Genomic DNA, 24,581 nt, shown 5'->3' with positions numbered 1-24,581 from the left:
ATGTCTGACATTTTACGCTATCACGCCGAACAGCTTTTTGCAGAAGAGCTGGAAGAACTGAAAAAACAGGACCAGGAAAAACGCCCCCAAAACTGGTTGTTATCCCCCCAGTCTGTAGTGACCTACCTCATAGGCGGGAAACTGAAAAATGGTTTTGAAGTAACACCCAAATATATTGGCAGCAAACGCCTGATGGAAATAGCCGTAGCCACGCTGGCCACTGACCGCGCACTGCTGTTGTATGGCCTGCCCGGAACGGCCAAAAGCTGGGTTAGTGAACATCTGGCTGCCGGCATCAGCGGCGATTCCACCATGATCATACAGGGTACCGCAGGAACCAGTGAAGAGAGTATCCGCTATGGCTGGAACTATGCACGTTTACTGGCAGAGGGGCCTTCCAGGAATGCGTTGGTGGAAACACCCGTGCTCCGCGCCATGCAGGATGGTAAAATAGCAAGAATTGAAGAACTTACCCGTATAGGCGCCGATGTGCAGGATACGCTCATTACCATCCTGTCTGAAAAAACACTTCCTATACCGGAACTGAATACAGAAGTGCAGGCCAGTAAAGGCTTTAACGTAATTGCCACCGCCAATAACCGGGATAAAGGCGTCAACGAATTATCCAGTGCATTAAAACGTAGGTTCAACACCGTTATACTGCCTGTACCGGAATCTATGGAAGAAGAAATTGATATTGTAAGAAGACGGGTGGAAAGTTTTGAAAAAGTGATGGAACTGCCTGCAGAAAAGCCTGCGGTAGAAGAAATCCGCCGGATAGTCACTATCTTCCGTGAGCTGCGCAATGGTGTTACGCTGGATGGTAAAACCAAACTGAAATCTCCCGGCAGCACGCTGAGTACTGCGGAAGCCATTTCTGTGGTAAATAATGGGCTTGCGCTGGCAGCCTATTTCGGCGACGGCAGACTGAATGCAGCCGACCTGGCCGCCGGCATTATCGGCGCAGTGGTGAAAGATCCTGTGCAGGATAAACTGGTATGGCAGGAATACCTGGAAACAGTAGTAAAAACCAGGGAAGAGTGGAAAGATGTATACCGCGCCTGCAGGGACCTGGCGTAATTTTATTTTACGATTAAGCAAGATAGATGTCTGTACATATTTTAGGTATCCGGCACCATGGACCTGGTTCTGCCAGGAATGTAAAAGCATTCCTCGAAGAGCTGCAACCGGATATTGTGTTGATAGAAGGACCTCCGGAGGCAGACGCCCTCATACAATGGGCGAGTCATGAAGACCTGCAGCCTCCTGTGGCGATACTTGCGTATCAACCTGATAGTCCGCAGAAAGCCTGCTTCTATCCGTTCGCCGCCTTTTCACCGGAGTGGCAGGCCATGTTATATGCGGGGCAACAGCGCATCCATGTTCGTTTTATGGATCTGCCGCTGTCGCACGTGTTCGGGATCGAAAATGAAGAAGCGGCAAAAGCGGAGACTGCCAAAGGATTAACCGCCGGAGAAGCCGGTACTGCAGACGGACTGCAATCACTCCGGCGCAGGCAATCACGCAATACCAGTCACGAAGTTTTTGATACCGGCACCGATACTCCGTTTATACCTGCCCGTGATCCTATTTCACACCTGGCTGCAGCCGCCGGTTACGATGATGGAGAAAGGTGGTGGGAACATATGTTTGAATACCGGCAACAACAAACACAGGTATTTGAAGCGGTAAACGATGCCATGCAGGCGCTCCGGGAGGAACTGCCCCGGCGCAATGACCGGCATGAACAGCTGCGGGAAGCCTGGATGCGGAAATGTATCCGTTTGGCTGAAAAGGAAATGTTCCAGCGCATTGCGGTGATCTGCGGCGCCTGGCATGCACCTGCCCTGCAAAATATGCCCAAACAAAAGGAAGATCAGGAGCTGTTGAAAGGACTGCCCAAAGCAAAAGTGGAATGTACCTGGATACCATGGACGTATAGCCGTTTAAGTTATGAGAGCGGATATGGCGCCGGCATCCCCTCACCGGGATGGTATGAGCATATATGGGAACATCCGGCGGATGACGGCACCCGCTGGATGGCGCTGGTAGCAAAGCTTTTCAGGGAGCAACAACAGGATACCTCGGTAGCGCATGTGATGGAGGCGGTAAGACTGGCCAACGCCCTCGCCGCGCTCAGGCATTATGCACGCCCGGGATTGGAAGAGCTGAATGAAGCCACCCTCAGCGTGCTTTGCAACGGGGAAAGTATCCTCATGCAGTTGATACGCGATGAACTGATCGTTCGCAACCGGATCGGTAAGGTGCCACTGGAAGTACCTACTCCGCCCCTGCAGGCCGATATTGCAAAATGGCAGAAAAAACTGAGGCTGCCGCAAACGGCAGACTTCAAAGACTATACGCTGGATCTTCGTAAAGATACAGACCTGGAAAGGAGTATTTTCCTGCACCGGCTGCAATTAATGGATATTCACTGGGGTAAACGCACGGAAACATCTGGTAAGGGTACGTTCAAGGAACAGTGGCGGCTGCAATGGGACCCGGCCTTTTCGATCGATATCATTGAAAAAGGCAGCTGGGGGAATACGGTGGAAGAAGCTGCCACCCGTTTCGTTACCCATTATGCCGGCAGCACCAGCACACTCCGGCAGGTGTGTAAAATGCTGGAATCCGCGATACCAGCGGAGTTGCCTGCGGTAGTGGCTGTACTGATCCAGCGGATCAACAACCTGGCAGCCGCCTCCGGCGATGTATTACAGCTGATGGAAGTAATTCCATCCCTGGTGAACATCAGCAGATATGGTAACGTACGTAAAACAGATGCTGCACTGGTAAACGATATTACAGAAAGCATGATTGGCCGTATCTGTATCAGTTTGCCGGCTGCCTGCACTGCCGTGGCAGACGATGCTGCACTGGCGCTGCTGGACCTTTTTTACGCTATGAACGATGCCATCAGCCTGTTGCAGCAGGAAGCGCTGAGCAGCTCCTGGCAGCAAACACTGCTGGCTATTTCCGGCAATGCACAATCGGCACAGATGATAGCAGGATATGCTACCCGCCTGTTGTTTGATGCAAAAATTATTACGGGAGAAGCACTGGCCCGGATGTTTAGTGTGTCTATGTCAGTTGCCAACCCGCCGTCACTGGCAGCAGCCTGGCTGGAAGGGTTCCTGAAAGGCAGCGGCATCCTCCTGTTACTGGATGAAGAGCTGTGGGGAATGGTACATCATTGGGTTTCTCAACTGGAAAATGATATTTTCATACAGGTATTGCCGTTATTACGCCGCACCTTTTCTAACTTTACTGCCCCGGAACGGAAAAAACTGGGTGACAAAGTAAAGAACGGAGGCAGCGGCACCAGCATAAAAACTGTTACGACAGGAGGTATTGACGACCAACGCGGAGCCGCCGGTATCCCGGTGGTGATGCAGATGCTGGGATTGCATGATTCAAAATTGTTAGCAGATGGAGCATGAAGAAACCACTCGCAGGTGGCGGCTGATCCTGGGAGGAGCCCAGCATGACGGCACCGGTTTTTCGTTGAATAAAACGGACCTGCAGGTAGACAAAACACTGGAAGCGTTGTACGACAATACCCGGCAGGGCGGTCTTGGCCCCTCCTCACCCAATGTGAGCCGGTGGCTGGGCGACATACGCAGCTACTTTCCCTCTTCTGTAGTACAGGTGATGCAACAGGATGCCCTGAAACGCCTGAACCTCACGCAGATGCTCTTTGAAAAAGAGATGCTGGAAAATGTGGAACCAGACGTACACCTGGTGGCTACGCTCATGACACTCAGCCGGGTGATCCCGGAGAAGACCAAAGATACAGCCCGGCAGGTGGTAAGGAAAGTGGTGGATGAGCTGATGAAAAAGCTGGCGCAGCCTACGCAACAGGCGATCAGCGGCAGTTTGAACCGCAGCGCCCGGAACCGGCGTCCCCGCCACAATGAAGTAAACTGGCATCTCACTATCCGGAAAAACCTGCAGCATTACCAACCGGATTATAAAACCATTATCCCCGAAACCCTTATTGGATACGGGCGCAGACGTTCGGCGCTGAAAGAAGTGGTACTATGCCTGGATCAAAGTGGCTCTATGGGCACTTCTGTGGTATATTCGGGTATATTTGGGGCCGTGATGGCATCAATTCCTGCATTAAAAACACAAATGGTTGTTTTTGACACCGCGGTGGCCGATCTTACAGAAGAATTGCAGGACCCGGTAGAATTATTATTTGGCGTTCAACTGGGCGGCGGCACCGATATCAACGCGGCATTGAAATATTGCGGACAGATCATCAGCCGGCCTACAGACACGGTATTGGTGCTGATCACCGATCTTTTTGAGGGGGGCGACGAAATGAATATGCGTAAACGGTTTACCGACCTGGCGGCGGCGGGTGTGCAGGTAATCGTGCTACTGGCACTGAACGACGAGGGAGCACCCGGTTATGATCATGAAAATGCGCAGTTCCTCGCCAACCTGGGTATCCCGGTGTTTGCCTGCTCTCCGGATAAATTCCCGGATATGATGGCCATGGCCCTGAGCAAACAGGATGTTGCGCAATGGGCCGCAAAAGAAGATATTGTGCTGAAAAAATAAAATGAATCTATTTATACCTTTATGCCATACAAAAAGGAAGCGATACTACCTCTGCTTGAAAGACTGAACTTGACTAACTATGAAAACATTGAACCTATACGGTCCGGGGTAGATTTCCTTACAGGGCAGATCATTTCTCCTCCGGTATTTACTTCGGATGATGATGCACAAAAACTCGGAATATTTATTCACCTGTTACAGGTACCGGAACTCTGGAACGACAATGACCGGTTGATATTACAACTCATCTCTGCTCCCAATGCATGGAAAGGGAGCAAACACCTTTTTCTTACCACCATCGTTCCCATGATGGACCAACCCGGTACTTCGTCTTCCATTGTACTGCGTTTCAGCTTTTTCACCAGCTTCCTGCAACAACGGGGCTGCACACCGGAAGAAATAGGCTCCCAGCTTATCCGCTATTCCGGCGATGGAAATAATTTTGACCTGACGCCGTTGAAATTTACGCCACTACGTAAATTTCTGCAGGACCTCCTCAAAAGTGCGGAACGATATGTGGTAGACGACTACCTGCACACCTGGAAAACAAAAAACTGGAACTCGCTTTTTTTCCGGCTCCTGACCAAAGCACACCCTGAGCGGGAAATGGAATACCTGGAAAACATCGTGCAGCCCTCCGGGAACCTGCCCGATCAGTACCAGCTCTCGAAAGTATTACTGCAAAATAACCTGCAGAAATATGAATCATTGGTTGAAAACACTACGGAGAAAGCCACCCGGCTGGCCAACTACGCGGCGGCTCTCCAGGGGTATTACCTGCTGGCTGGTCATCTTCCCGAAAAATATAATCAAAGGTTGCTAAATGCCGCCTACGATTACCTCAACATGCCAGGAGTGGGCATTACCCAGGAAGAATCCGGCGTGTCGTTGGTTACCGGTCAATGGAATTTCGATATCACACCTTCCGGTGTACTGGCCGTTCGTGAACTATTACAACGTGACAGGGCGGCACTGCTCCCCCTCCTGTACCATCTTTTTACGGAGAAACGATACCTGCATCCCGGCGCCTTCCCGCTCCTGGCAGAGGAGCTGAAAGATGGTGCGGTAGCCTTGTTGCTGCATGCACTGGAAAATGATTATGATGCGAAAGTGGTATTGCCGGCACTCACACAATTACCCGCCGGTCTTTACATTGATCAGCTCTGGCCATTTACCTATCATAAACTGAAATCTGTCCGCTCGCTGGTAGCAGTGGTGCTGGCAGATCATCCGCAGGCGCTGGAAAAGGCGGCGGAACTGTTACAGTATAAGAAAGCAGATCAACGTTTAACGGCGGTGCAGATCCTGTGCAGGCTCGATGATCCGTTGGCAAGGGAACTGCTTCTGCAAACATTACATAAGGAAGTAAACGACGATGCGCGCGACATGATGCTGGAAACCCTTGGTGGGCATACCATTACGGGCAGTGATGAAGAAGTGGTGACGCAACTCGTGACCTTCGCAAAAAAACGGCACAAGCTTAATAAATCAGCGGAAAAATGGCTGGATGACAGCACCTTCCCACCGCTCTACCTGCTGAATGGTGATATGCTGAGCACCGATATGGTGCGCTTCCTTTTTTACCGTATGTCGCGCATAAAAGAAGTGCAGGCCGATGTGGAAGCGCGTCCCCTCCTTCGTATGATCGACCGGACCCGCAGCGGCGCTTTTGCCACGCACCTTTTTGAGATGTACGGCGAACAGGGCGGCGATGCCAAATACAAATACCTGATGGTACTGGCAGCACTCACAGGCGATGATGTGCTGGCAGATAAATTACGTATAGCCATTCAGTACTGGGTAGATACCAAACGTCTCAAAATGGCGGAACATGGCGTAACCGCGCTCGCGCTTCATGGCAGCGACCGGTCACTGCGGGCGGTGGAATTCTTCTCCCGCAGATACCGTTCCCGCAAATCTGTAGTGGGCGCCGCTGCACTGGCTGCGCTGCATACGGTTGCTGCGGAAAGAGGTATGACCGTCCATGAACTGGGCGATAGCATTATTCCTGTTTTTGGGTTCAATGGCTTGTATAAACACTTTGAAGTAAAGAACGACGCCTATCGCGCAACGCTGGACAGCAACTTTAAGCCTGCCTATATCAACGACCATAACCGTCGCCTGAAAGCTATACCGGCAGCGGTTTCCGCAGAAACAAAAGAGATGTTTAAAATGTTGCCAAAGGAAATGGCAGACTCAATTAAGCTGCAGACCTTACGGCTCGAACATTTCCTGGTGATACAAAGAAAGTGGAGTACTGCCCGGTGGCAGCAACTTTTCCTGGAGCATCCCATTATGTTTGTATTTGCTACCCGCCTGGTGTGGGCCCTTTTTGATGAACAGGAACAACTGATCACTACGTTCCGTTGCCTGGAAGATGCTACCCTGCGGACAGTAGCGGATACCGCAATTGTACTGCCTGAAAATGCGAGCATTCGCATCCTTCATCCTGTTTGCCTGGATACCGCTGTGCTGCAACAATGGAAACGAAAATTTGCGGACCTGCAGATAGCACCGGTATTCCCTCAGCTGGAAAGACCGGTAGCATCGTTGTCGCCACAACAGGCCTATAACACCCTGATACACGACTTCGAGGATATTTCCATGGAAAGTGAACTCCTCAACAGGTACATGGAACAAAAGGGATGGAAACTCAGCGAAGGCAGTGATGGCAAGTATGTATACGCCTGGCATAAAACAGATGATGAGCAGCAGCTGGAGGTGATCATGGAAATGAGCAGCGTTTCTGATGAAGATAGCTTCCGGTACAAACTGGGGAAATTATATTTTATCGATAAAACAAAAACCCGGCAACGCTGGTTCCGCAGTACTGATAAGGAAGCGGAAGATTGCCTGTTGCCGCTGAAAAATGTACCACCGGTATTTTATTCTGAAGCCATTACTGATATTGCTGTATCAAGGGGAAAAATAGCATCAGCATAGCTTTTTTCGGAAAAATTCACGGGATTTTATTTGTATTTTTTCACCTTTAACCACGTGAACAATTAAAATCTACGTATGTCAAAACTATGCAACACCCTGAGGGGTGCGCTGATGTTATTGTTAACCGTCAGCTGTCTGCCGCTTCAGGCTATCAATATTATTCCGCAACCGTCGGAGGTAAAAACATTATCCGGTACGTTCTCTTTATCCGGCGCTACTGCCATTATTCCTGGCAAGAGCGCCGGCGAGGCCAAACAACTGCAGCAGGCATTGCAGGAAACCTATGGTCTTGCACTGTCGCTGAAACCCGGCGCCCAAAGTAATTTTATCCGTTTAACATTAAACGAAAAACTGCGTGCTGCATTAGGTGAAGAAGGATACCAGTTGTCCGTAAATCCCTCTGGTATCACGATTGCCGCGGCGGCCAACGCCGGTATTTTTTATGGCATCCAATCCCTGCGTCAGCTGATTACAGTTAACGATAACAGCTATACGATCCCCGCGGTTGCTATAAAAGATAAACCCCGTTTTGGCTGGAGAGCATTTATGCTGGACGAAGGCCGTTATTTCAAAGGCGGTGAAACCGTAAAACGCCTGCTCGATGAAATGGCGCTGCTTAAAATGAACGTATTCCACTGGCACCTGACCGATGACCAGGGCTGGCGCATAGAAATCAAAAAATATCCGCTCCTCACCCAGGTAGGCAGCAAACGTGACTCCACACAGATCGGCACCTGGAACAGTAAGAATTTTGATGGAAAACCGCATGAAGGTTTCTATACCCAGGAGCAGATCAGGGAAATTATTCAATATGCGGCCGACAGGCACATCACCATTGTGCCGGAAATAGAAATGCCGGGGCATTCCAGCGCCGCTATTGCCGCATATCCCTGGCTAGGCACCCAAGAGCAGCCTATCAAAGTTCCGGGCACTTTTGGGGTCCATTATGATGTTTTTAACGTTACCAGTCCGCGCGTAACCGGTTTTCTGCAGGATGTGCTCAACGAAGTAAGCGCATTGTTCCCTTCCAAAGTAATACATATTGGCGGGGACGAGGTAAAATACGACCAGTGGAAAGCAGATGGTGGTGTAAAATCATACATGGAAACACATAAACTGGCCTCTCCTGCCGACCTGCAGATCTCTTTCACCAATAGCATTTCTGTTTACCTGGCTAAAAAAGGTCGTCGCATGGCGGGCTGGAACGAGATCATGGGTAGCAAACTCCATGAATTTACCGACACCAAAGATGTTGCAGCCACCGAAAAACTGGCGCCCGGTACCATCGTCCAATTCTGGAAAGGAGAACTCAACCTCATTACAGACGCCGTTTCCAAAGGATATGATGTGATCAACTCCTACCACGCCGCCACCTACCTGGATTATGACTACAACAGTATTTCCCTGGAAAAAGCCTATAGCTTTGACCCGATCCCGGCCGGGCTGGATCCGAAATACCACGCTAAAATACTGGGTAGCGGCTGCCAGATGTGGGGAGAATGGATCCCGGATGTGAAAGCAATGAATAACCTGGTGTTTCCCCGTCTCGCCGCTTACGCAGAAGACGGCTGGACATTAGCCGCGAACAAGGATTATTCCCGTTTTCAGCAGGCATTGGCATTCTTCTATGCCCGTTGGGATAAAGAAGGAATCAATTATAAGAAGTAGCGGAGGGAGCGCCTTCGGCGCTTGTCTTTGGGCAGGATTAATGTGATTAAGATGATTATATTGATTGTAGCTTTTTCTGATCTCTGTCTTTATCAATTTGGCGAATGCTTTCAAAAATGAAGTAAGCTTCTTTCAAAGAAAGAAATAAAATCAGTACAATCATCTTAATCACATTAATCCTGCCCAAAGACAAGCGCCGAAGGCGCTCCCCTCCCCTCATCGCTGTCGCAATTTCAGTGTGTCGCCATCTTTTGCAAGGCTGTATATGATAATGCCTTTGGTAGTAGCGGTCAGCGCATCAGGATCTCCTTCTTTAAATGCAGGGAATGTGCGTACCAGGTCCTTTCCATTGATATAAAATGTATCCTGTCCGCGATAAGCCGCCTGCTGCATGGTATCTATGGCATTGGTGCTGATCCTGGCGATAGGACTGCGCAAATCAAACGCATAGATCCTTCCGTAATGTCCCGTACCTTCTGATAACATATAGCAGTAAAGCTCCGGTTTCCCATTACCATCCAGGTCGGCGATCATAAGACTTCTCAGTTGCCCCTTCACGTCTTTCTCTGTAATACTGTCTGCCACTGTTGTATCTTTTTTGCTGCCCACTGCCAGTAACAAGTCCCGCATATAACCATTACCACGGGCAATCACCGTAATACGATAATCGCCATAGGTGGTATCCCGCTGTACACTTTTACTGTCGTCGGTGGCCGGCGCTTTAACCGGTGTATTGGCGGAATCATGGGCGGCGCGTTCTTCCTTATTCTGCATAGGATTGTTGCAGGAAAAGAAAATAGTCGCTGCCAGCAGGCCCGCCCGCAAAATGGTATCCTTCATCATAATTGCTGTTTAATCGTGAGGGCAACGAAGCCGCCCGGAAAATGCTTCCCGAGAACTTCTATCAGTACTTCCTGTGTTTATTGGCTTTGGTATCTTTACTATTGTGCGTGGTATCCTTTCCTTTAAAGTCCTGCTCTTCATTTTTCCGGCTGTCCAGGTTATCCCTGATTTCCGGCTTAGGCATGTTGGAGAAAGATGACTGTTTACTTTGACGCGTATTTTCACTTCTTGTACCTTTCATAAGAAAAAAGTTTGGTGAACAATACCTGTTTTGCCACAAAAGCAGTGCCTTTGTTCTCTCTTCGCCGGCAGTACTTTTCATGTCAAACATGTACCGCTGTTTCCACTGATTGACGGGCAATATCCACAATTGCCAAGCCGTTTTTTCAAACGGTTACAGCCGTATCTGAAGAGACAAATGAAATATGATCAATGCATTATGCCGGGTGCGGCTCAGCCGCAGGAAACCACGCACGATATCTGCTAATGTACTTCCGGACATAAATTTAATTTTATGAAAAACCTACCAGCTACCATCGGATTAATAGGTGTATTAACCTTATTCATTTTCTTCAGGGGCGATCCGGATCGTACATTACAGGCGGCGCCGGTAAAGGCTAATAACATTGAAATTTTCCAACAGGATACATTTCCTCCCAAGCCAATGGACACAACGATGAAACATCACAAAAAAGATAAAAAGAAAATGGATTCTACCTGGAAACACAAAAAAGATACACTATAGTTAATGCGATGCAGATCATCCTGATGGGCAAAGAGGTGCATGGTTAAAAACGATGGCTCATCAGGATGATTTATTATTTATTTTTCGAGCGTGCCGAACAAACCATTTTTATAATCTTCCATGGCCTGATCAATTTCAGCAGCAGTATTCATTACATAATTGTCTTTTGCTGCAACCGGTTCGTTAATTGGTTCCGCGCAAAGATAGAGCAGACGGGTGTTTTGAAGAGCTTCTATATGTATGTCGGCCTGTTCATCTTCCTTATCAAAAACTACCAGGTGATAACCGTCCACGGCAGTTCCGTTAACTTTTATGGCGCCGTCTATCACATACAGCAGCGTCCAGTATCCACGTGTAGCCGTTAAAGTTACCTCTTTTCCGATTTCTATATTTCCCCAGATAGCGATAATAGGCGTAAAATTCTTTAAAGGCCCTTGTTTATTGTCGTAGCTGCCACCTACCAGCGTCAGGTGTACGCCTTCTTTTGCCGCGACAACAGGCATTTCCGCCGCTTTGACATACTGGTACCAGGGGGCTTCTCCTTTATGGGCTGCGGGCACATTAAACCATAGCTGCAACAATTCATAGTTACCGCCTTTTTCGAGAAACGCTGCAGATGGTCCTTCGCTGTGGAGGATACCTTTCCCGGCAAACATCCACTGTACGTCGCCGGCGGTAACCGTCATGGCATTACCGGCATTATCGCGGTGATAGCCCTGTCCCTGCAACATAAAGGTAACCGGCGCAAAGCCCCTGTGCGGGTGCGGGTGCAGCCGGTCTTCCGGCGAGCCCGGCGCAAAATACTTCGCCGGCATATGATGCAATACAATAAACGGGTTGGCGAAACGGAACTGCATGGTAGGCAGTGATTGTCTTACTACCTCGGTATCGGTGATATGTTTTTCCCGGCCTTCCAGCACGTGCAATATCTTCTTCTCCATAAAAAATATTTTATCGGATCAACTTTAGTCTTGCTTTCTCTACGGAACTGCGGAACATTTTCAGGATGAGCACTTCGTAGTTTTCGATGATGATCACTTCACCTTCGCGGGGAATATTTCCGTGTATATAATTTATTAAACCCGAAAGCGTTTCATAATGTTCGCTTTCAGGGAGCGGGTAAGGCAACAGTTCGTTGATATCTGCCAGGAATTCATGTGCGTCCACGATGAAGTTATCGTCTTTTTGCTCAACGATCGGCGCCTCATGGTCATGTTCATCCTGTATGTCTCCTACCAGCTCTTCCAGGATATCTTCCATAGTAACGATGCCTTCCGTATCACCGAACTCATTGGTGACTACCGCCATCTGCAGGCGCTGGCCCTGGAAAGTACGCAGCAGGTCTTTTATTTTCATGCTGTCCGGTACATAGAATACCGGTTTCATAATGTCTTTGATGTTTTGCAGCGTTTTTTCATGCACGCCTTTTACCACATCTTTTGTGTATACCACTCCTTTCAGTTCATCCAGCGAGCCGCTGCATACGGGATACCGGGAATAGCCGTCTTTGATCACCTGGTCGATCAGCTGGTCAAGAGGGAGGTTGATATCGAGGACAGATATATCTTTACGATGCGTGAGAATTTCCTTTACACGGCTATCATCAAACTCAAATACGTTCTGAATCAGTTCTCTTTCTGTTTCTTCGATGGCGCCTCCTTCCTGGCTTTCAGAAATGATCAGTTTCAATTCTTCCTCCGAGTGAATTTCGGATTCGCCTGCCGGTGTGATGCCGATCAGCCGGAGAATACTGTTGGCCAAACCATTGAGCATCCAGATAAACGGTCTGAAAATCACGAACAGCACGCGGAGCGGGATGGCTACGGCCAATGTGGTGGGCAACGGTTTACGGATAGCCATTGATTTTGGGGCCAGTTCTCCGAAAACAATGTGAAGTATGGTAATAATAGTAAATGCGATGGCTACTGAAATCCAGTGGATAGCGGCCGCGGAAATGGCGATACCCAGTTTTCCCATCAGCTGCAGTACGATCGCTGTCATGACAGATTCACCTACCCAACCCAGGCCCAGCGAAGCTAAGGTAATACCCAACTGGGTGGCTGCCAGGTAGCCGTCAAGGTTACTCAGCACGCTTTTGGCCGCTGCGGTGGTTCTTTTACCCGCGCTACCCTTGCTGTTGATTTGAGAGGAACGTACTTTAACAATGGCAAATTCTGCCGCAACAAAGAATCCGTTTAATAGCACTAAAATAATTGTCCAGAAAAGTTGCCAAAGCATGTAGTTTGTAAATTGGTTCGCAACCCCAAATATAGGTAAATCAATTTTTATACGTTGGGATTTCTAAAGAATTGCGAATTACAAATTACCAATTACCGGTTTATCTCCCCTGGCGGCGTAATTGGTAATTGGTAATTCGCAATTTTTTTATCGATAGTCTACTTATTTCATAGAGTTTATGTATTTTGTGGTGAATTAAGGCTGGCACATTATAAAAAATGGAGAAAGAACTTACTACCCTGGCTGCTCCGGCGGCCCTGACCACAGAAGAAACAGCGGCAGTATTGCCATCGGAAAACAGCAACGCCACCGAAAGCATTGCCTATAAAAAGCAGCGCTGGATATACGGATTGGGGGGATTATTGCTATTGGCGGTAATATTAGGTATTTCCTGGTGGCAGTCGCCGGCATTCCGCACCTATGTGGAAGATGTACCACCGACTTTCTATTATTTCCTGGTAGCCGGGTTTATATTCGCGATGATCGATGGTGCGATCGGCATGTCGTATGGTATTACTTCCACCACCTTTTCCCTGTCGATGGGTATTCCGCCGGCATCTGCCAGTACGGCGGTGCATATTTCCGAGATCCTGAGCTGCGGTATTGCCGGGTGGATGCATCAGCGGATGGGCAACGTCAATAAAAAGCTTTTTAAGCTACTGATATTACCCGGTATTGCGGGGGCGGTGATCGGCGCTTACCTGTTGTCATCGCTGGAGCATTATGCGCAATATACTAAACCGCTGGTATCGCTGTATACCCTGATATTGGGTACGGTGATCCTGTTACGGGCTGTCCGGGCACAACGTAAAAAACAAGTTACCAAAAAGATAAAGAGAATTGGCCTGCTGGGCTTCGGTGGCGGTTTTATTGACGCCATCGGCGGCGGTGGCTGGGGATCTATTGTATTATCTTCCCTGATTGCCGGCGGCCGGCATCCCCGTTTTTCCCTGGGCACGGTAAAGGCTACCCGCTTTTTTATCGCGATGCTCAGCTCTCTCACTTTTATTACCGTGTTATACCATGTTCACTGGGACGCAGTACTGGGCCTGGTGATAGGCAGCGCTATTGCCTCTCCTATTGCGGCACGGGTATCCAATAAAATTTCTGCCAAAACCATTATGGTAGCGGTAGCAGTGATTGTGATACTGGTGAGCATGAAGAGCATTTATACTTTCCTTGTAAAAATCATATAGGCATTTCCGTTAATCGTTGCTGACCGGCTGACTCACCTTCAGGGTGATAGGTTTGTTGATTTCGTATTGCACCAGGGCTTTGATGGTCACCGCATCCTTATCGGTAAAAGGTGTTTTCGGGAGGTATTTGGGGTCTATATCTACCTGGATTTCAGCCGTCCTGTCTTCAAACATATAATTATTATCACGTAATTTCCTCGTCACATACCCGGTGATCTGTACCACGGCACTGTCGTTATGCAGTTGCCGCGCGTGGCGCATCACCTCTCCCACCGTATAGGTATGTTCCTGGAAAGCAAAGGGAAGCAACAAACAGAGCAGCAGGCTTTTCATGATAAGTAACTTGGTTTGCTATGTGCATAAACAATAATCATGTCAGATTGTTCACGAATCAAACACATTTGGTTATCTTGTATTATATAAATTGCAGGCATGGGATTTTTAAAAACATACAGCAGTATGTTCTGGCTGCTGGCGGGCATTATAGCCGGCAGCATTGCCGGACTGATATTCGGAGAACGTGTGGTCATTATTAAACCGATAGGCGATATTTTTTTGAACCTGTTGTTTACGGTAATTATTCCGCTGGTATTCTTCAGCATTGCGAACGCCATTGCGCATATCGAGGCGGGTAATAAGCTGGGCCGTATATTGGGCGTAATGTCGCTGCTATTCCTGGCTACGATCCTGATCTCTGCCTTTTTTACGATTGTGGCGGTGTGGATCTTCCCTATTCATCAACAGGTTACGTTATCAAAAGCAATTAGCCTGGAACAACCCGGTAACTGGGGTGAACAGCTTGCCAGGCTGCTCACCGTAAGCGAGTTTTATGAGTTGTTGTCGCGTAAAAATATGCTGCCTTTCATTATCTTCTCTGGTCTTGTTGGCTTCGCTGCCATGCGGGCGGGAGAATCCGGCAGAGCTTTCCGGCAGTTCCTGCATTCCGGCAACGAAGTGATCAAGGAAGTGCTGACCGTGATTATGAAGCTGGGCCCTGTTGGGCTCGGTGCTTACTTCGCTTACCAGGTGGGCACTGTGGGGCCGCAATTGTTTGGTACCTATGCCCATTCCCTGGGCATTTATTATGGCTTTGGCATCTTCTATTTTATTGTCGGATTTACACTCTATGCGTTTATAGCGGGAGGTATACCGGGTGTTAAAATTTTCTGGAAGAATAATATAGTACCAAGTCTTACCGCTTTGGGCACCGGCAGCAGCATTGCCACCATACCTGCAAACCTCAACGCAGTGGGACGGATGGGCGTTCCTGCTGATATCGGAAGCGTGGTGGTGCCCCTGGGAGCCACCCTGCATAAAGATGGCTCCAGTATTTCTTCTATCATAAAAATGGCGGTGGTATTTGCTATGTTTGGCAAAAGCTTCGACAGTCCTTCCGTGATCATTATGGCTTTAGGCGTTACCGTTATAGCCAGCATCGTGGAAGGCGGTATTCCCAACGGCGGCTATATAGGTGAGCTGCTGGTGATGAGCATATATGGCTTCCCGGTAGAAGCGCTGCCGCCGCTGATGATCATTGGCACCCTGGTAGATCCGCTGGCCACCATTCTCAATGCAACGGGCGACAATGTAGCCGCTATGCTGACAACACGTTTTCTTCGCGGGCGGGCGCCGGCAGTTTCTTAAAGGCCTGTTCCAGGTCGGCCAGCAGATCGGCCGTTTCTTCCAATCCTACAGATAAACGGATCAGGCTATCGCTCACTCCGGCCGCCCTTCTTTTTTCCTCGGGAATAGATTTATGCGTCATTGCTGCCGGGTGACAGAGCAAGCTTTTAATACCACCCAAGCTTTCTGCCAGTTTAAAATAATGAGTGGAGGTCACAAATGCCGTAGCTGCCGCGGTAGTATCATCCTTTAATGTAAAAGAGATGATGCCGCCAAATCCTTTACTCTGCTGCTTTGCCAGTTCATGTCCCGGGTGCGAAGGTAATCCGGGATAAAATACTTTCGCTACTGCCGGGTGTTGTTCCAGGTATTCTGCCAGCGCCTGTGCGTTGATTCCATGTTGCCTGATGCGCAGGTGCAGTGTTTCTATACCTCTTATCAGCAGGAAGCTGTCGAACGGCGAAAGAATGGCGCCGCAGGCATTCTGATAAAATTTGATCTCCTCTCCCAGTTGTATTGTTTTCGCTACCACCACACCGGCAATAAGATCACTGTGCCCGCCGAGATACTTGGTGGCGCTGTGTATCACGAGGTCGGCGCCCAGCAGCAACGGCTTTTGTAATATGGGGGAGGCAAAGGTATTGTCTACACAAAACAAACAATTATGCGCTTTGGCAATACGGCCGATAGCAGCGATATCGGAGATCTTCAGCGTAGGATTAGTGGGTGTTTCCAGCCATATTAAACGGGTGGCCGGTGTGATGGCATTAAACACCGCTTGTGTATCGGAAGTATCTACATAATGAACCTTGATACCAAATTTTTCATACACTTTATTAAACAGGCGGAAAGCGCCGCCGTAGATATCATCTACCGCTACAATTTCGTCGCCGGATTTCAGGAGCTTGATCACCGCATCTATGGCTGCCAGGCCGCTGGAAAAGGCAGATGCCGCAGCGCCGCCTTCCAGTTTGGCGATGATTTTTTCCGCGGTTTCGCGGGTAGGATTATTGGACCGGGCATAGTCATATCCTTTATTTACACCGGGCGCCTCCTGCACAAAGGTAGAAGTCTGATAAATGGGTACCGCAATAGCGCCGGTGTGCGGGTCTACGGGAATAGAATGGATCAGTTCTGTGATAGTGCTCATCTTTGTTTGATTTTTAGTTTGATGAAAATTGATTAAACAGGTCCGTTAAATGAGCATATCGGGGAGGCAGGGGCATAAAAAAAACTCACCTGGGAGCCAGATGAGTTTTATCACTATATAAATAATAATGTAAAGTAAAACTTAGAATCTGACTTATCTTTCCTGGTTGTTACACCGGGATGGATGCAGCACCTTTCACTGCTTACGCAGTGATGGTTGCTAAGGTATCGTCGGGCCATGTCCCTCCTCCTTTCTTGATAAGCTATTTAAAGAACTGGTGCAAAGATAAGGCAGAAAAATTAACTACCAAATTTATTTTCCTACAAACTCAGTAGACTATTGTTTTTCCAGTGTTAACCGGATCCCTTCTTCGTAAGAAGTTGGTTTCACCTGGAAATGTTTTTCAAACTTTGAAGAATCCAGGATATAGGGATAGTTGCTTTGGTACAGCATTTCCTTCATCTCTTTGATGGTGCTGTTGAACAGGCCGGAGAGCGTCAACATAAAGCTGCCAAGCTTCATGTATTTAGGTTTTACGTTCATCCGGGCAGCGATCATGTTTACATAGCCTTTACCATCGGGGGCCGGGTTGGCGGTAGGTAAATGCCATACCTGGTTCCAGGAGCTATCGTCCTGCGAAAGCAGGTACAGTCCTTTAGCGGCATCCGGGGTAAAAGTGTAGCTATGTGTCTGATCATCTTTTCCCAGCCACATAGCAGTGCTGTTGTTCTTAAATTTATCAATGACCAGGATATTCAGGAAGCCGGTTTTATCGGCGCCGGGGCCGTAGAAATCGGCAGCACGTGCGATAGTAGCGGTAATGTTTCCTGCTTTTACTTCGTTCATCAGCTGGGTGGCGATGGCGGCGCGGACGACGCCTTTCTTACTGGCAGGATGATAAGGCGTATCCTCTTTCATAGGACCGTTTACTAACCCATACGAATATACGTTATCGAAGAAAATAAGCCGGGCGCCGGTTTCCTTGCAGGCGTTGATCGCGTTTGTCATAATTTTGGGCCATGCGTCGGACCAAACCTTTATATCGTATTTCAGGCCGGCAGTAAGGAACACGACGGAGCTGCCTTTTACTGCATTCTTTGTTTGCTCATAGTTGGTAATGTCTGCTGCTACCAGGTCGGTAATGCCTTCCACTGATTTGGGCGAACGGCTAACCAGTCGTACCTGTTTGTTGTTATTAACGAGCTCTTTTGCCAGCTGGTTGGCGATGATACCACCTGCACCCAGGATAGTATATAAAGATTGTTGAGATGACCCGGACATAGTATTGATTTGATTATAAGGTTTATCTGGAAGATGAAAAACTTGATAAAGTATGGCGCATCACGGATCCAGGGGATCGAATGCATTTGCCTGCAGCGAGCGCAGGTCTGGTAAGAACGACAAAAAGTAAAGATCAGCCTGTTTGATATCCGCCGCAGGCATATATCCCAGCTCGGTCATACAGCGCTGTTTAAACAGGGGGCTGTTTACATATACCAGGTGCATGGCGTCGGACACGCACAACATTCTTTTATTAACCGGGATACCGCTTCTCCAGGCGATCCTGACTGCATTCCGCACATTAGTGGTGGTATGTCTTGCATAGGGATCCACCATTACGGCGGCAGCGGGTATCTTTAACTCGTTGACGAGGTATTTCTTCATTTCTATGGCTTCCGAGTATACCGTTCCTACAGGGCGTACATGGCCACCAGACACAATAATAAAAGGCGCCAATCCTTTACGGTACAGTTCAGCGCCCATCCGGCAGCGGCTTTTACCTGTTTCGCTGATGGTTTCTTTGGCGACCGGGCTGGCGCCGAGGATCAGCATCGCAGGATAAGGATACTTATCCCAGCTGGTTTTCTTAATTAACCTATAGGCGTCGCCGTTAGTGGCAGACATCGGTTCGTAACGCACCGCTTCATCGCGGTGGTTAAGCCGGAGCAAGCCCAGGGCCAGCTGCAGCGATGGCTGAAAAAACAGTTCGCCCGGTTTATCCTTCTCCCGCACCTGTTCCAGCAGCTGTTGTATGGCTGCCCTGTATGCAGGGGAGCGCACGTAAAAAGCAGCAGAGTCTATCACGGGGTAGCGCAAACCGGTACCATTTGCGTAGGCATTGATAATATAGTTAATGCCGTTGGCGGCATCTTTCCATGCATAGTGGAGCAACTGGGCATCGCTTTTACCGGCATACAGTTCAAACAAGCCGCTGCCGCGCATTTCGCGCAACAGGGGCAGCCACTGTTCCGGGTTACGCTCCAGTAACGTGATAAAGGTATTGCTCACCTGCCGGATCGTGTTTTCTGTAAACAGCAAGGAGTCAGCCATGTCATGTTTACTTACGGGATTGGCTATACGCTGTTTGTATCCTTTCGCCAGTTCATTCAGACTGCTGTCTTTAGTCAGCAGCGATGGCAAACCGGGTAACTGTTCCAGCAGGGTAAACAGGTAAAAATTACGATCCTGTAATAGTCCGGGGCCCGATAAAAACCTGTAATGCGGGTCAGGATAAACCTGTTGACTATACGTAGTTGACAGTATTACAAACAACAACAGGCAGGTAAAGAAAGAGTTTTTCAGATAGCGCATCGAAGAAACCTGTTTAATATCGTATTTATTATGGTCGGACAATAATAATACAAAATCCGGATGGAACTTTCCCGCTCATAAAATATATTATAAATTTTATGAATTGAAAGATAAAAATGGCCATTGCGATTCTTTTAATAACTAAAAAAATATAATGTATTAAATAAAACAATACATATATAATTCAGATGCTTTTCGCTATCTATATTTATTGTTTTTCATTGATTATCTATTAGTTACGGCGGATAAAATCGTTTATTTTAGCTCCCGCCCCGGACGAACGGGCAACCCACGACCCAATCATAATGTAACAATGTACACGACCCAGGAAAAAAAGACTTTTGTACGCTATGCGGTGCTGACGATCATGGTTTTAGTTCTGATGACATTTTTCATGATCATCTTTTTAAGAAAACGCGAATCCCATCAGTTAGGTATAGTTGTGAAAGACCTTGTGGCAACGAAAACTGACGCCCGTCATATCGATGCGGCGGTGCAATTATTATATGCAGCAGACAATAACTTCAGGATTTATACGCTTACCTACGACCGGAAATACCTGAATACTTATGCCGGGCAGCTTAAAAGCATTACAGCCCATCTCGACAGCGCAGTGGGCGCCGGTAAGGACAGGGATCAGATGGCGGCATTGCTGGCAGACAAAGCGCGCAAGTCACAACTGTTTTTACAAACACGGTTATACGTAGACTCGTTATTACAGTTATCGCTCGTTTGGGATACCACGGCAGCTCCCCTGCCTATGCAACAACTGGAAAATATAAAGTTGCCATTGGCACACAGGAAAACCGATACCGTTGTTACAACGGATACGGCCAAAGCCCAGGGCAGGAAAAAACTGTTCGGGCGTATAAAAGACGCCATCAGCAACAAACAAGGCGCGCAACAAACCAGCAAACAGGTGAAGATAGTGCAGTACGACACGGGTAATTCCGGAGGTAAAGCCTTTAGCCGCGAACAGTTAAAAAAAATACAGGACACCTATACCAAATTTATCCGGGATGCTGCCAACAGCCATAACAACCTGAAACAAAAGGAATATGCGTTGGTGGTAGCCAACGAGCGGTTGTTTACAGAACTGCTTCATCTCATGGCTGACCTGAAGACGAGCATACTGGATGAAACCGATAAAAAACGGCTGCAGCTGGGACAGGATATCGACCATTCTCTATACCGGCTCGACAAGCACAATTACTGGGAAATTCCGTTGATACTGCTAATGGCGGCCATTATTATATATGGTATCAGCCGTCTTTACCGTTACGACCTGGCCCTGCTGAGGGCTAAGCAACAGGCGGAAAAATTTGCGCAGCAGAAAAGCGATTTTGCGGCTACCATCAGCCATGAAATCCGGACACCGGTGCAGTCAATCCTGGGATTTACCTCCCTGATGGAACGGGACAAAACCCCGGAAACGGTGTCGGCTATACGACATTCAGCAGACATGCTGCTGCAGGTGGTAAATAACGTGCTTGACTACACGCGGATGGAAACGGCCGAGCCTATACTGCGCGAGGAAAAATTTTCTCCGCGGGCGGCTATAGAGGAAGTATGCAAAACGTTGTCGGTACAAGCGGAAATGAAATCGCTTGCGTTCGACGTGCACATCTATTTCCCCAGTACCCTGCTGGTGTTGGGCGACGATTTCAGGCTGAAGCAGGTATTGATCAACCTGGTGGCCAATGCGATAAAGTTCACTGACCAGGGTAATGTTACGGTTACCGCGCATATCAGGGAAAACGATTTACTCCAGGTAAGCGTAAAAGATACCGGGTCCGGTATTTCACATAAAGAACTACCTTTGGTATTCGATGCATTCTCCCAGGGAAATAACCATTATCATAAAGGCAGTGGATTAGGATTGCATATTTCCAAGAAAATCATTGACCTGCACAACGGTAAAATTCATGTGGAGAGTCTCCCAGGCAAAGGCACCACTTTTTATTTTGAAATCAGGTATAAGCTGATGAATCCATCACCTGCTACCAAAAAAATCATTGTCCCCGTGAGTAATACACCTGCAAGCGGCACTATACCCGCCGGTATAAGGCTATTAGTAGTAGAGGATAGTATCCTCAACCAGAAATTGCTGGCCCTGATGCTGGACAGGATGCAGGCATCCTACCTGATCGTATCTTCTGCGGAAGAAGCACTGGAAGTGTACCAGCGTGAATCATTCGATTTTATTCTTACCGACATCGACCTTCCGGGTATCGATGGCCTGATGCTGACCGCTATGATCAGGGACCTGCCCGACAAGAAAAAAGCAGGGGTCACCATCATTGCTATTACCGGTAATGTTTTGGAAGATGATATCGCGCTCTACCTCCGCTCCGGGTTAAATGATTACATCATGAAACCTTACCGCGAAGAAGATATCCTGGAAAAAATTACCAGGCATCGGCAAATGGTCTAAATTGCGGAATGACTATAGCGGATCAGATCATCGACTTTAACAGCCACCTGCATTTTCCGGGCAAACTGCCCGCAGGCATACGCGTCATGAACCCCTTCAAAGAAGGTCCGGGGATACTGGATATCATGACCGAATTCTATAAAAAGTTTTATGACGACAAAAAGCCCCGGCAGCTCATCCTGGGTATTAATCCCGGCCGCCTGGGTTCGGGATCAACCGGCGTACCCTTTACAGATACGAAACGGATGTACGAAAAATGCGGGATTGAGATCAAGGGTCTGAAAACACATGAACCTTCTTCGGTATTTGTATATGATGTAATAGACGCCTACGGTGGTGTTAAAAAGTTTTACCAGCACTTTTATATCAGCAGTATTTGTCCGCTTGGATTTACGGCCCTGAAACCGGGCGGGAAAGAGGTCAACTATAATTACTATGACAGCGCGGCGCTCACTAAAGCCTCCTACTCCTTCATTGTAAGCAGTTTAACGCAGCAGCTGCAATGGAATATCAGCCGCGAGGTGTGTTATTGCATGGGCACCGGGAAGAATGCCGCATTCCTGCAGGAGCTGAATGAAAAAGAAAAATTCTTCAAAGCAATCGTTCCCCTGGAACATCCCCGTTTTGTGATGCAGTATAAAACCAAAACCAAGGACTTGTATATCGACAAGTATTTGTCGGCCTTTACCGCACACAAATAACCACAGGTTGTGGATTTTTTACGCTGTCTGTACAGCAATCTGGTCTGCGATAAGATTCAGCAGCCCCATGTTTAAACGATGACCGTTGTCTGTAGCGCCTGGTGCGCGTACATACCCGTCTTCATCTTTCTCCATCACAATTTCCTCCCCGTCCACGTCTACCAGGAAACGTTCGGCGGAATAAGGCTTTACGTAAAAGCGGCCTCCGGATGTTTTTATCATGAATGCGTTCATAAGATCCTTTTAAAGATCTTCCGCAAACGACGGACCAGCTATGTCAGGACAAAAAATAAAAATATTGGTTCCAGATCAGTTCAAATTCTGCCTGCGAAATCAGTTCAGGAATAAATTGTTTATCCTCGCTGATATCTTCTATGTCGGGCATTACCATATCTGATAAGGCGGTTCCTCCGAAGTGAAAATTACAATTGGCAATACCAAAACTGCCGTCCGGGTATATCTCTACCTTCCGGTTTTCAAAGCGTTGTGCATCAATTTCACTGTATAGAAATACCGGTTCATCGTCGAAGCGATGAAGCCAGGAAATTTTGAGGTATTCCATTGCTTATATTTTTACCAGGCGGCAATCCCAGGTATCCTTTGGTTGCTCCTGTACCGGATCGGGCTTTACCACGCCCGTTATCTGGTAAATATTGCCTTCTTCATGTAAACGGTCTCCTATCTGTGGTGTAAGGTCATCCTTAAAACGGATAGTGGCAATAATGCCAAAAGACTTGTAACTATGAATTTTAACAATATTCGCGGAGCGAACAGGCAGGAGCAGTTCAGATTTCCTGCGGTTGTGACTCCTGTACAGGGTGAACATCAGCCATAGCGCGAGGGCAAACAGGCTAAGTAGCAGCAGATTCACGGCTTTAATTAGGTTTAGGTGATATAAATTTTTATGGTTAAAAAATACCTCTCCTGTTGGCATGTTGAGGTAGTACTACAATATAGCGATTTTAATATATGTAAACAATTTTTTTTTTCAATACCAGGGGCGTTGCTACTTTAACGGCTTTGCTACCTGATCAAATACCAGTAAGGGGTCATCATATTTAAAGGTATAGCCTAGCACATGTCTTAATTTACGCGAGCCTACTATTTTATACGGCCCCTCTTCCGCCGGCAACCGGCGTGGTAATTCTATCCCCAGCGCCTGTGCAGCAGCCTTATAATAGTGACTGCGACGGGGATGTGCACTGGCGCAGGCATTAAACATCTCACCCCACACCTCTTTTTCAATGACCATCCGGATAATACCAATGCAATCGTCCCGGTGTATAACATTCATGGGCTGTTCATTGATCCGTTTGCCTTCCTGTATGCGGCGGGCATCAGGTAAACGATCGTAGCCTATCAGTCCGCCGAAACGGAGCACCGTGGCGTCAAAATGATCAGACGCCAGCAACAGGGCTTCGGCAGCCCTTAGCGCCTGGCCATTGGCAGTATCGGGCACTTCTTCATTATCTTCCGTTACCAGGCCGTTTATATCTGCATAAACAGACGTTGAACTCACGAAAACTACTTTATTAATACGGGTTGTTTCCAGGAAACTGCGCAACAGGGCTATCTCCGCTACATGTGCCTCCATCCCTCTTTCCCTGCGGGGCGGAATATTAACAACCAGGATATCGGCATCCCAGAAAGCATCGGGGCCGGTCAACACCTCTTCCGACAGGATCACAGTATAAGCCTCCAGCCCCAGCGCAGCCAGTTCAGCCACGCCGGCTTCACTGGTCCTGGCTCCCTTTACAGGATAGCCCGCCGCCTTGAGATGCAGCGCCAGCGGTTTTCCCAACCACCCGCAACTTAAAATACTGATCTTCTCTCCTTTGCCCATGATAAAGTTTTATGCCGTTACGAAGGTAGCACATCT

General features: G+C 48.1%; 22 protein-coding genes and 1 riboswitch. Of the genes, 10 read left to right on the top strand and 12 right to left on the bottom strand.

The annotated features are described in order from the left end of the window. The 5 genes from KE626_RS22725 (at position 1) to KE626_RS22705 (ending at position 9,180) form a co-directional block, all read left to right on the top strand. The gene (locus KE626_RS22725; RefSeq protein ID WP_211975296.1) at positions 1-1,080 is read left to right on the top strand and encodes an ATP-binding protein; all 1,080 of its coding nucleotides are present in this window, start codon (positions 1-3) and stop codon (positions 1,078-1,080) included. A gap of 26 nt (positions 1,081-1,106) precedes the next feature. Beyond that, positions 1,107-3,440 carry a DUF5682 family protein gene (locus KE626_RS22720; protein WP_211975295.1) on the top strand — a complete coding sequence of 778 codons (2,334 nt, stop codon included), beginning with the start codon at positions 1,107-1,109 and terminating at the stop codon, positions 3,438-3,440. Continuing rightward, on the top strand, positions 3,430-4,569 hold the full coding sequence (locus KE626_RS22715; RefSeq protein ID WP_211975294.1) for a VWA domain-containing protein: 1,140 nt from the start codon (positions 3,430-3,432) through the stop codon (positions 4,567-4,569). Before KE626_RS22720 ends, KE626_RS22715 begins: the two co-directional genes overlap by 11 nt. 21 nt (positions 4,570-4,590) lie before the next feature. Next, the gene (locus tag KE626_RS22710; protein ID WP_211975293.1) at positions 4,591-7,512 is read left to right on the top strand and encodes a DUF4132 domain-containing protein; all 2,922 of its coding nucleotides are present in this window, start codon (positions 4,591-4,593) and stop codon (positions 7,510-7,512) included. A 75-nt stretch (positions 7,513-7,587) separates the two neighbouring features. Further along, complete coding sequence (locus KE626_RS22705) at positions 7,588-9,180, top strand: beta-N-acetylhexosaminidase (protein ID WP_211975292.1); 1,593 nt, start codon at positions 7,588-7,590, stop codon at positions 9,178-9,180. A 216-nt stretch (positions 9,181-9,396) separates the two neighbouring features. Here KE626_RS22705 and KE626_RS22700 read toward each other — a convergent pair whose 3' ends face one another. Continuing rightward, positions 9,397-10,023, bottom strand: coding sequence for a hypothetical protein (locus KE626_RS22700; RefSeq protein WP_211975291.1), 627 nt, complete (start codon positions 10,021-10,023; stop codon positions 9,397-9,399). 61 nt (positions 10,024-10,084) lie between these two features. Continuing rightward, a complete protein-coding gene (locus KE626_RS22695; RefSeq protein WP_211975290.1) occupies positions 10,085-10,264 on the bottom strand; it encodes a hypothetical protein in 180 nt (59 codons plus the stop codon). Between the two features lie 273 nt (positions 10,265-10,537). Here KE626_RS22695 and KE626_RS22690 point away from each other — a divergent pair, with 273 nt between their 5' ends. Beyond that, positions 10,538-10,768 (top strand): hypothetical protein, encoded by a 231-nt coding sequence (locus KE626_RS22690; protein WP_211975289.1) that lies wholly within the window; start codon positions 10,538-10,540, stop codon positions 10,766-10,768. 77 nt (positions 10,769-10,845) lie between these two features. On the opposite strand, the gene KE626_RS22685 is transcribed toward KE626_RS22690, so the two are convergent. After that, positions 10,846-11,709 carry a pirin family protein gene (locus KE626_RS22685; protein ID WP_211975288.1) on the bottom strand — a complete coding sequence of 288 codons (864 nt, stop codon included), beginning with the start codon at positions 11,707-11,709 and terminating at the stop codon, positions 10,846-10,848. 10 nt (positions 11,710-11,719) lie between these two features. Continuing rightward, positions 11,720-13,006, bottom strand: coding sequence for a hemolysin family protein (locus KE626_RS22680; protein WP_211975287.1), 1,287 nt, complete (start codon positions 13,004-13,006; stop codon positions 11,720-11,722). Positions 13,007-13,224: 218 nt separating this feature from the next. On the opposite strand from KE626_RS22680, the gene KE626_RS22675 reads away from it, so the two are divergent. Further along, positions 13,225-14,202: a sulfite exporter TauE/SafE family protein gene (locus tag KE626_RS22675; RefSeq protein ID WP_211975286.1), complete on the top strand. Its 978-nt coding sequence runs from the start codon at positions 13,225-13,227 to the stop codon at positions 14,200-14,202. 9 nt (positions 14,203-14,211) lie between these two features. Here the strand turns inward: KE626_RS22675 and KE626_RS22670 are convergent, their stop codons facing one another. After that, a complete protein-coding gene (locus tag KE626_RS22670; RefSeq protein ID WP_211975285.1) occupies positions 14,212-14,535 on the bottom strand; it encodes a NirD/YgiW/YdeI family stress tolerance protein in 324 nt (107 codons plus the stop codon). A gap of 99 nt (positions 14,536-14,634) precedes the next feature. Here KE626_RS22670 and KE626_RS22665 point away from each other — a divergent pair, with 99 nt between their 5' ends. Beyond that, entirely contained in the window at positions 14,635-15,846 is a 1,212-nt protein-coding gene (locus KE626_RS22665; protein WP_211975284.1) for a dicarboxylate/amino acid:cation symporter, read from the top strand. On the opposite strand, the gene KE626_RS22660 is transcribed toward KE626_RS22665, so the two are convergent. The 3 genes from KE626_RS22660 to KE626_RS22650 form a co-directional block, all read right to left on the bottom strand. Beyond that, complete coding sequence (locus KE626_RS22660) at positions 15,797-16,975, bottom strand: trans-sulfuration enzyme family protein (protein ID WP_211975283.1); 1,179 nt, start codon at positions 16,973-16,975, stop codon at positions 15,797-15,799. The genes KE626_RS22665 and KE626_RS22660 overlap by 50 nt on opposite strands. Positions 16,976-17,125: 150 nt before the next feature. Further along, positions 17,126-17,239: riboswitch (SAM riboswitch) on the bottom strand. A 72-nt stretch (positions 17,240-17,311) separates the two neighbouring features. Then, positions 17,312-18,256 (bottom strand): NAD-dependent epimerase/dehydratase family protein, encoded by a 945-nt coding sequence (locus tag KE626_RS22655; RefSeq protein ID WP_211975282.1) that lies wholly within the window; start codon positions 18,254-18,256, stop codon positions 17,312-17,314. 60 nt (positions 18,257-18,316) lie between these two features. Beyond that, positions 18,317-19,567, bottom strand: a complete 1,251-nt coding sequence (locus tag KE626_RS22650; protein ID WP_211975281.1) for a YdcF family protein — start codon at positions 19,565-19,567, stop codon at positions 18,317-18,319. Positions 19,568-19,880: 313 nt separating this feature from the next. Here KE626_RS22650 and KE626_RS22645 point away from each other — a divergent pair, with 313 nt between their 5' ends. Further along, positions 19,881-22,001, top strand: a complete 2,121-nt coding sequence (locus KE626_RS22645) for an ATP-binding protein (RefSeq protein ID WP_211975280.1) — start codon at positions 19,881-19,883, stop codon at positions 21,999-22,001. Positions 22,002-22,009: 8 nt separating this feature from the next. After that, positions 22,010-22,702 (top strand): uracil-DNA glycosylase family protein, encoded by a 693-nt coding sequence (locus KE626_RS22640; protein ID WP_211975279.1) that lies wholly within the window; start codon positions 22,010-22,012, stop codon positions 22,700-22,702. A gap of 18 nt (positions 22,703-22,720) precedes the next feature. Here the strand turns inward: KE626_RS22640 and KE626_RS22635 are convergent, their stop codons facing one another. From KE626_RS22635 to KE626_RS22620, 4 genes are all read right to left on the bottom strand, one after another. Next, positions 22,721-22,936: a hypothetical protein gene (locus KE626_RS22635; protein ID WP_211975278.1), complete on the bottom strand. Its 216-nt coding sequence runs from the start codon at positions 22,934-22,936 to the stop codon at positions 22,721-22,723. Between the two features lie 43 nt (positions 22,937-22,979). Continuing rightward, positions 22,980-23,264 carry a DUF6881 domain-containing protein gene (locus KE626_RS22630; RefSeq protein ID WP_211975277.1) on the bottom strand — a complete coding sequence of 95 codons (285 nt, stop codon included), beginning with the start codon at positions 23,262-23,264 and terminating at the stop codon, positions 22,980-22,982. A 3-nt stretch (positions 23,265-23,267) separates the two neighbouring features. After that, positions 23,268-23,573 carry a head-tail adaptor protein gene (locus KE626_RS22625; protein WP_211975276.1) on the bottom strand — a complete coding sequence of 102 codons (306 nt, stop codon included), beginning with the start codon at positions 23,571-23,573 and terminating at the stop codon, positions 23,268-23,270. A gap of 135 nt (positions 23,574-23,708) precedes the next feature. After that, positions 23,709-24,545 (bottom strand): Rossmann-fold NAD(P)-binding domain-containing protein, encoded by an 837-nt coding sequence (locus KE626_RS22620; protein WP_211975275.1) that lies wholly within the window; start codon positions 24,543-24,545, stop codon positions 23,709-23,711. Between the last annotated feature and the right edge of the window lie 36 nt (positions 24,546-24,581).

This window comes from Chitinophaga hostae, from assembly GCF_018224885.1.
Classification (GTDB): domain Bacteria; phylum Bacteroidota; class Bacteroidia; order Chitinophagales; family Chitinophagaceae; genus Chitinophaga; species Chitinophaga hostae.
This window is presented reverse-complemented; position numbering and strand designations above follow the sequence as displayed.

Bases quoted from the DNA above. Each gene is read 5' to 3' on its own strand.
- KE626_RS22700 (WP_211975291.1), bottom strand. From the start codon at position 10,023: ATGATGAAGGATACCATTTTGCGGGCGGGCCTGCTGGCAGCGACTATT.
- KE626_RS22620 (WP_211975275.1), bottom strand. From the start codon at position 24,545: ATGGGCAAAGGAGAGAAGATCAGTATTTTAAGTTGCGGGTGGTTGGGA.
- KE626_RS22660 (WP_211975283.1), bottom strand. From the start codon at position 16,975: ATGAGCACTATCACAGAACTGATCCATTCTATTCCCGTAGACCCGCAC.
- KE626_RS22635 (WP_211975278.1), bottom strand. From the start codon at position 22,936: ATGAACGCATTCATGATAAAAACATCCGGAGGCCGCTTTTACGTAAAG.
- KE626_RS22670 (WP_211975285.1), bottom strand. From the start codon at position 14,535: ATGAAAAGCCTGCTGCTCTGTTTGTTGCTTCCCTTTGCTTTCCAGGAA.
- KE626_RS22720 (WP_211975295.1), top strand. From the start codon at position 1,107: ATGTCTGTACATATTTTAGGTATCCGGCACCATGGACCTGGTTCTGCC.
- KE626_RS22715 (WP_211975294.1), top strand. From the start codon at position 3,430: ATGGAGCATGAAGAAACCACTCGCAGGTGGCGGCTGATCCTGGGAGGA.
- KE626_RS22725 (WP_211975296.1), top strand. From the start codon at position 1: ATGTCTGACATTTTACGCTATCACGCCGAACAGCTTTTTGCAGAAGAG.
- KE626_RS22675 (WP_211975286.1), top strand. From the start codon at position 13,225: ATGGAGAAAGAACTTACTACCCTGGCTGCTCCGGCGGCCCTGACCACA.
- KE626_RS22685 (WP_211975288.1), bottom strand. From the start codon at position 11,709: ATGGAGAAGAAGATATTGCACGTGCTGGAAGGCCGGGAAAAACATATC.
- KE626_RS22640 (WP_211975279.1), top strand. From the start codon at position 22,010: ATGACTATAGCGGATCAGATCATCGACTTTAACAGCCACCTGCATTTT.
- KE626_RS22710 (WP_211975293.1), top strand. From the start codon at position 4,591: ATGCCATACAAAAAGGAAGCGATACTACCTCTGCTTGAAAGACTGAAC.
- KE626_RS22665 (WP_211975284.1), top strand. From the start codon at position 14,635: ATGGGATTTTTAAAAACATACAGCAGTATGTTCTGGCTGCTGGCGGGC.
- KE626_RS22705 (WP_211975292.1), top strand. From the start codon at position 7,588: ATGTCAAAACTATGCAACACCCTGAGGGGTGCGCTGATGTTATTGTTA.
- KE626_RS22690 (WP_211975289.1), top strand. From the start codon at position 10,538: ATGAAAAACCTACCAGCTACCATCGGATTAATAGGTGTATTAACCTTA.
- KE626_RS22650 (WP_211975281.1), bottom strand. From the start codon at position 19,567: ATGCGCTATCTGAAAAACTCTTTCTTTACCTGCCTGTTGTTGTTTGTA.
- KE626_RS22655 (WP_211975282.1), bottom strand. From the start codon at position 18,256: ATGTCCGGGTCATCTCAACAATCTTTATATACTATCCTGGGTGCAGGT.
- KE626_RS22645 (WP_211975280.1), top strand. From the start codon at position 19,881: ATGTACACGACCCAGGAAAAAAAGACTTTTGTACGCTATGCGGTGCTG.
- KE626_RS22695 (WP_211975290.1), bottom strand. From the start codon at position 10,264: ATGAAAGGTACAAGAAGTGAAAATACGCGTCAAAGTAAACAGTCATCT.
- KE626_RS22630 (WP_211975277.1), bottom strand. From the start codon at position 23,264: ATGGAATACCTCAAAATTTCCTGGCTTCATCGCTTCGACGATGAACCG.
- KE626_RS22680 (WP_211975287.1), bottom strand. From the start codon at position 13,006: ATGCTTTGGCAACTTTTCTGGACAATTATTTTAGTGCTATTAAACGGA.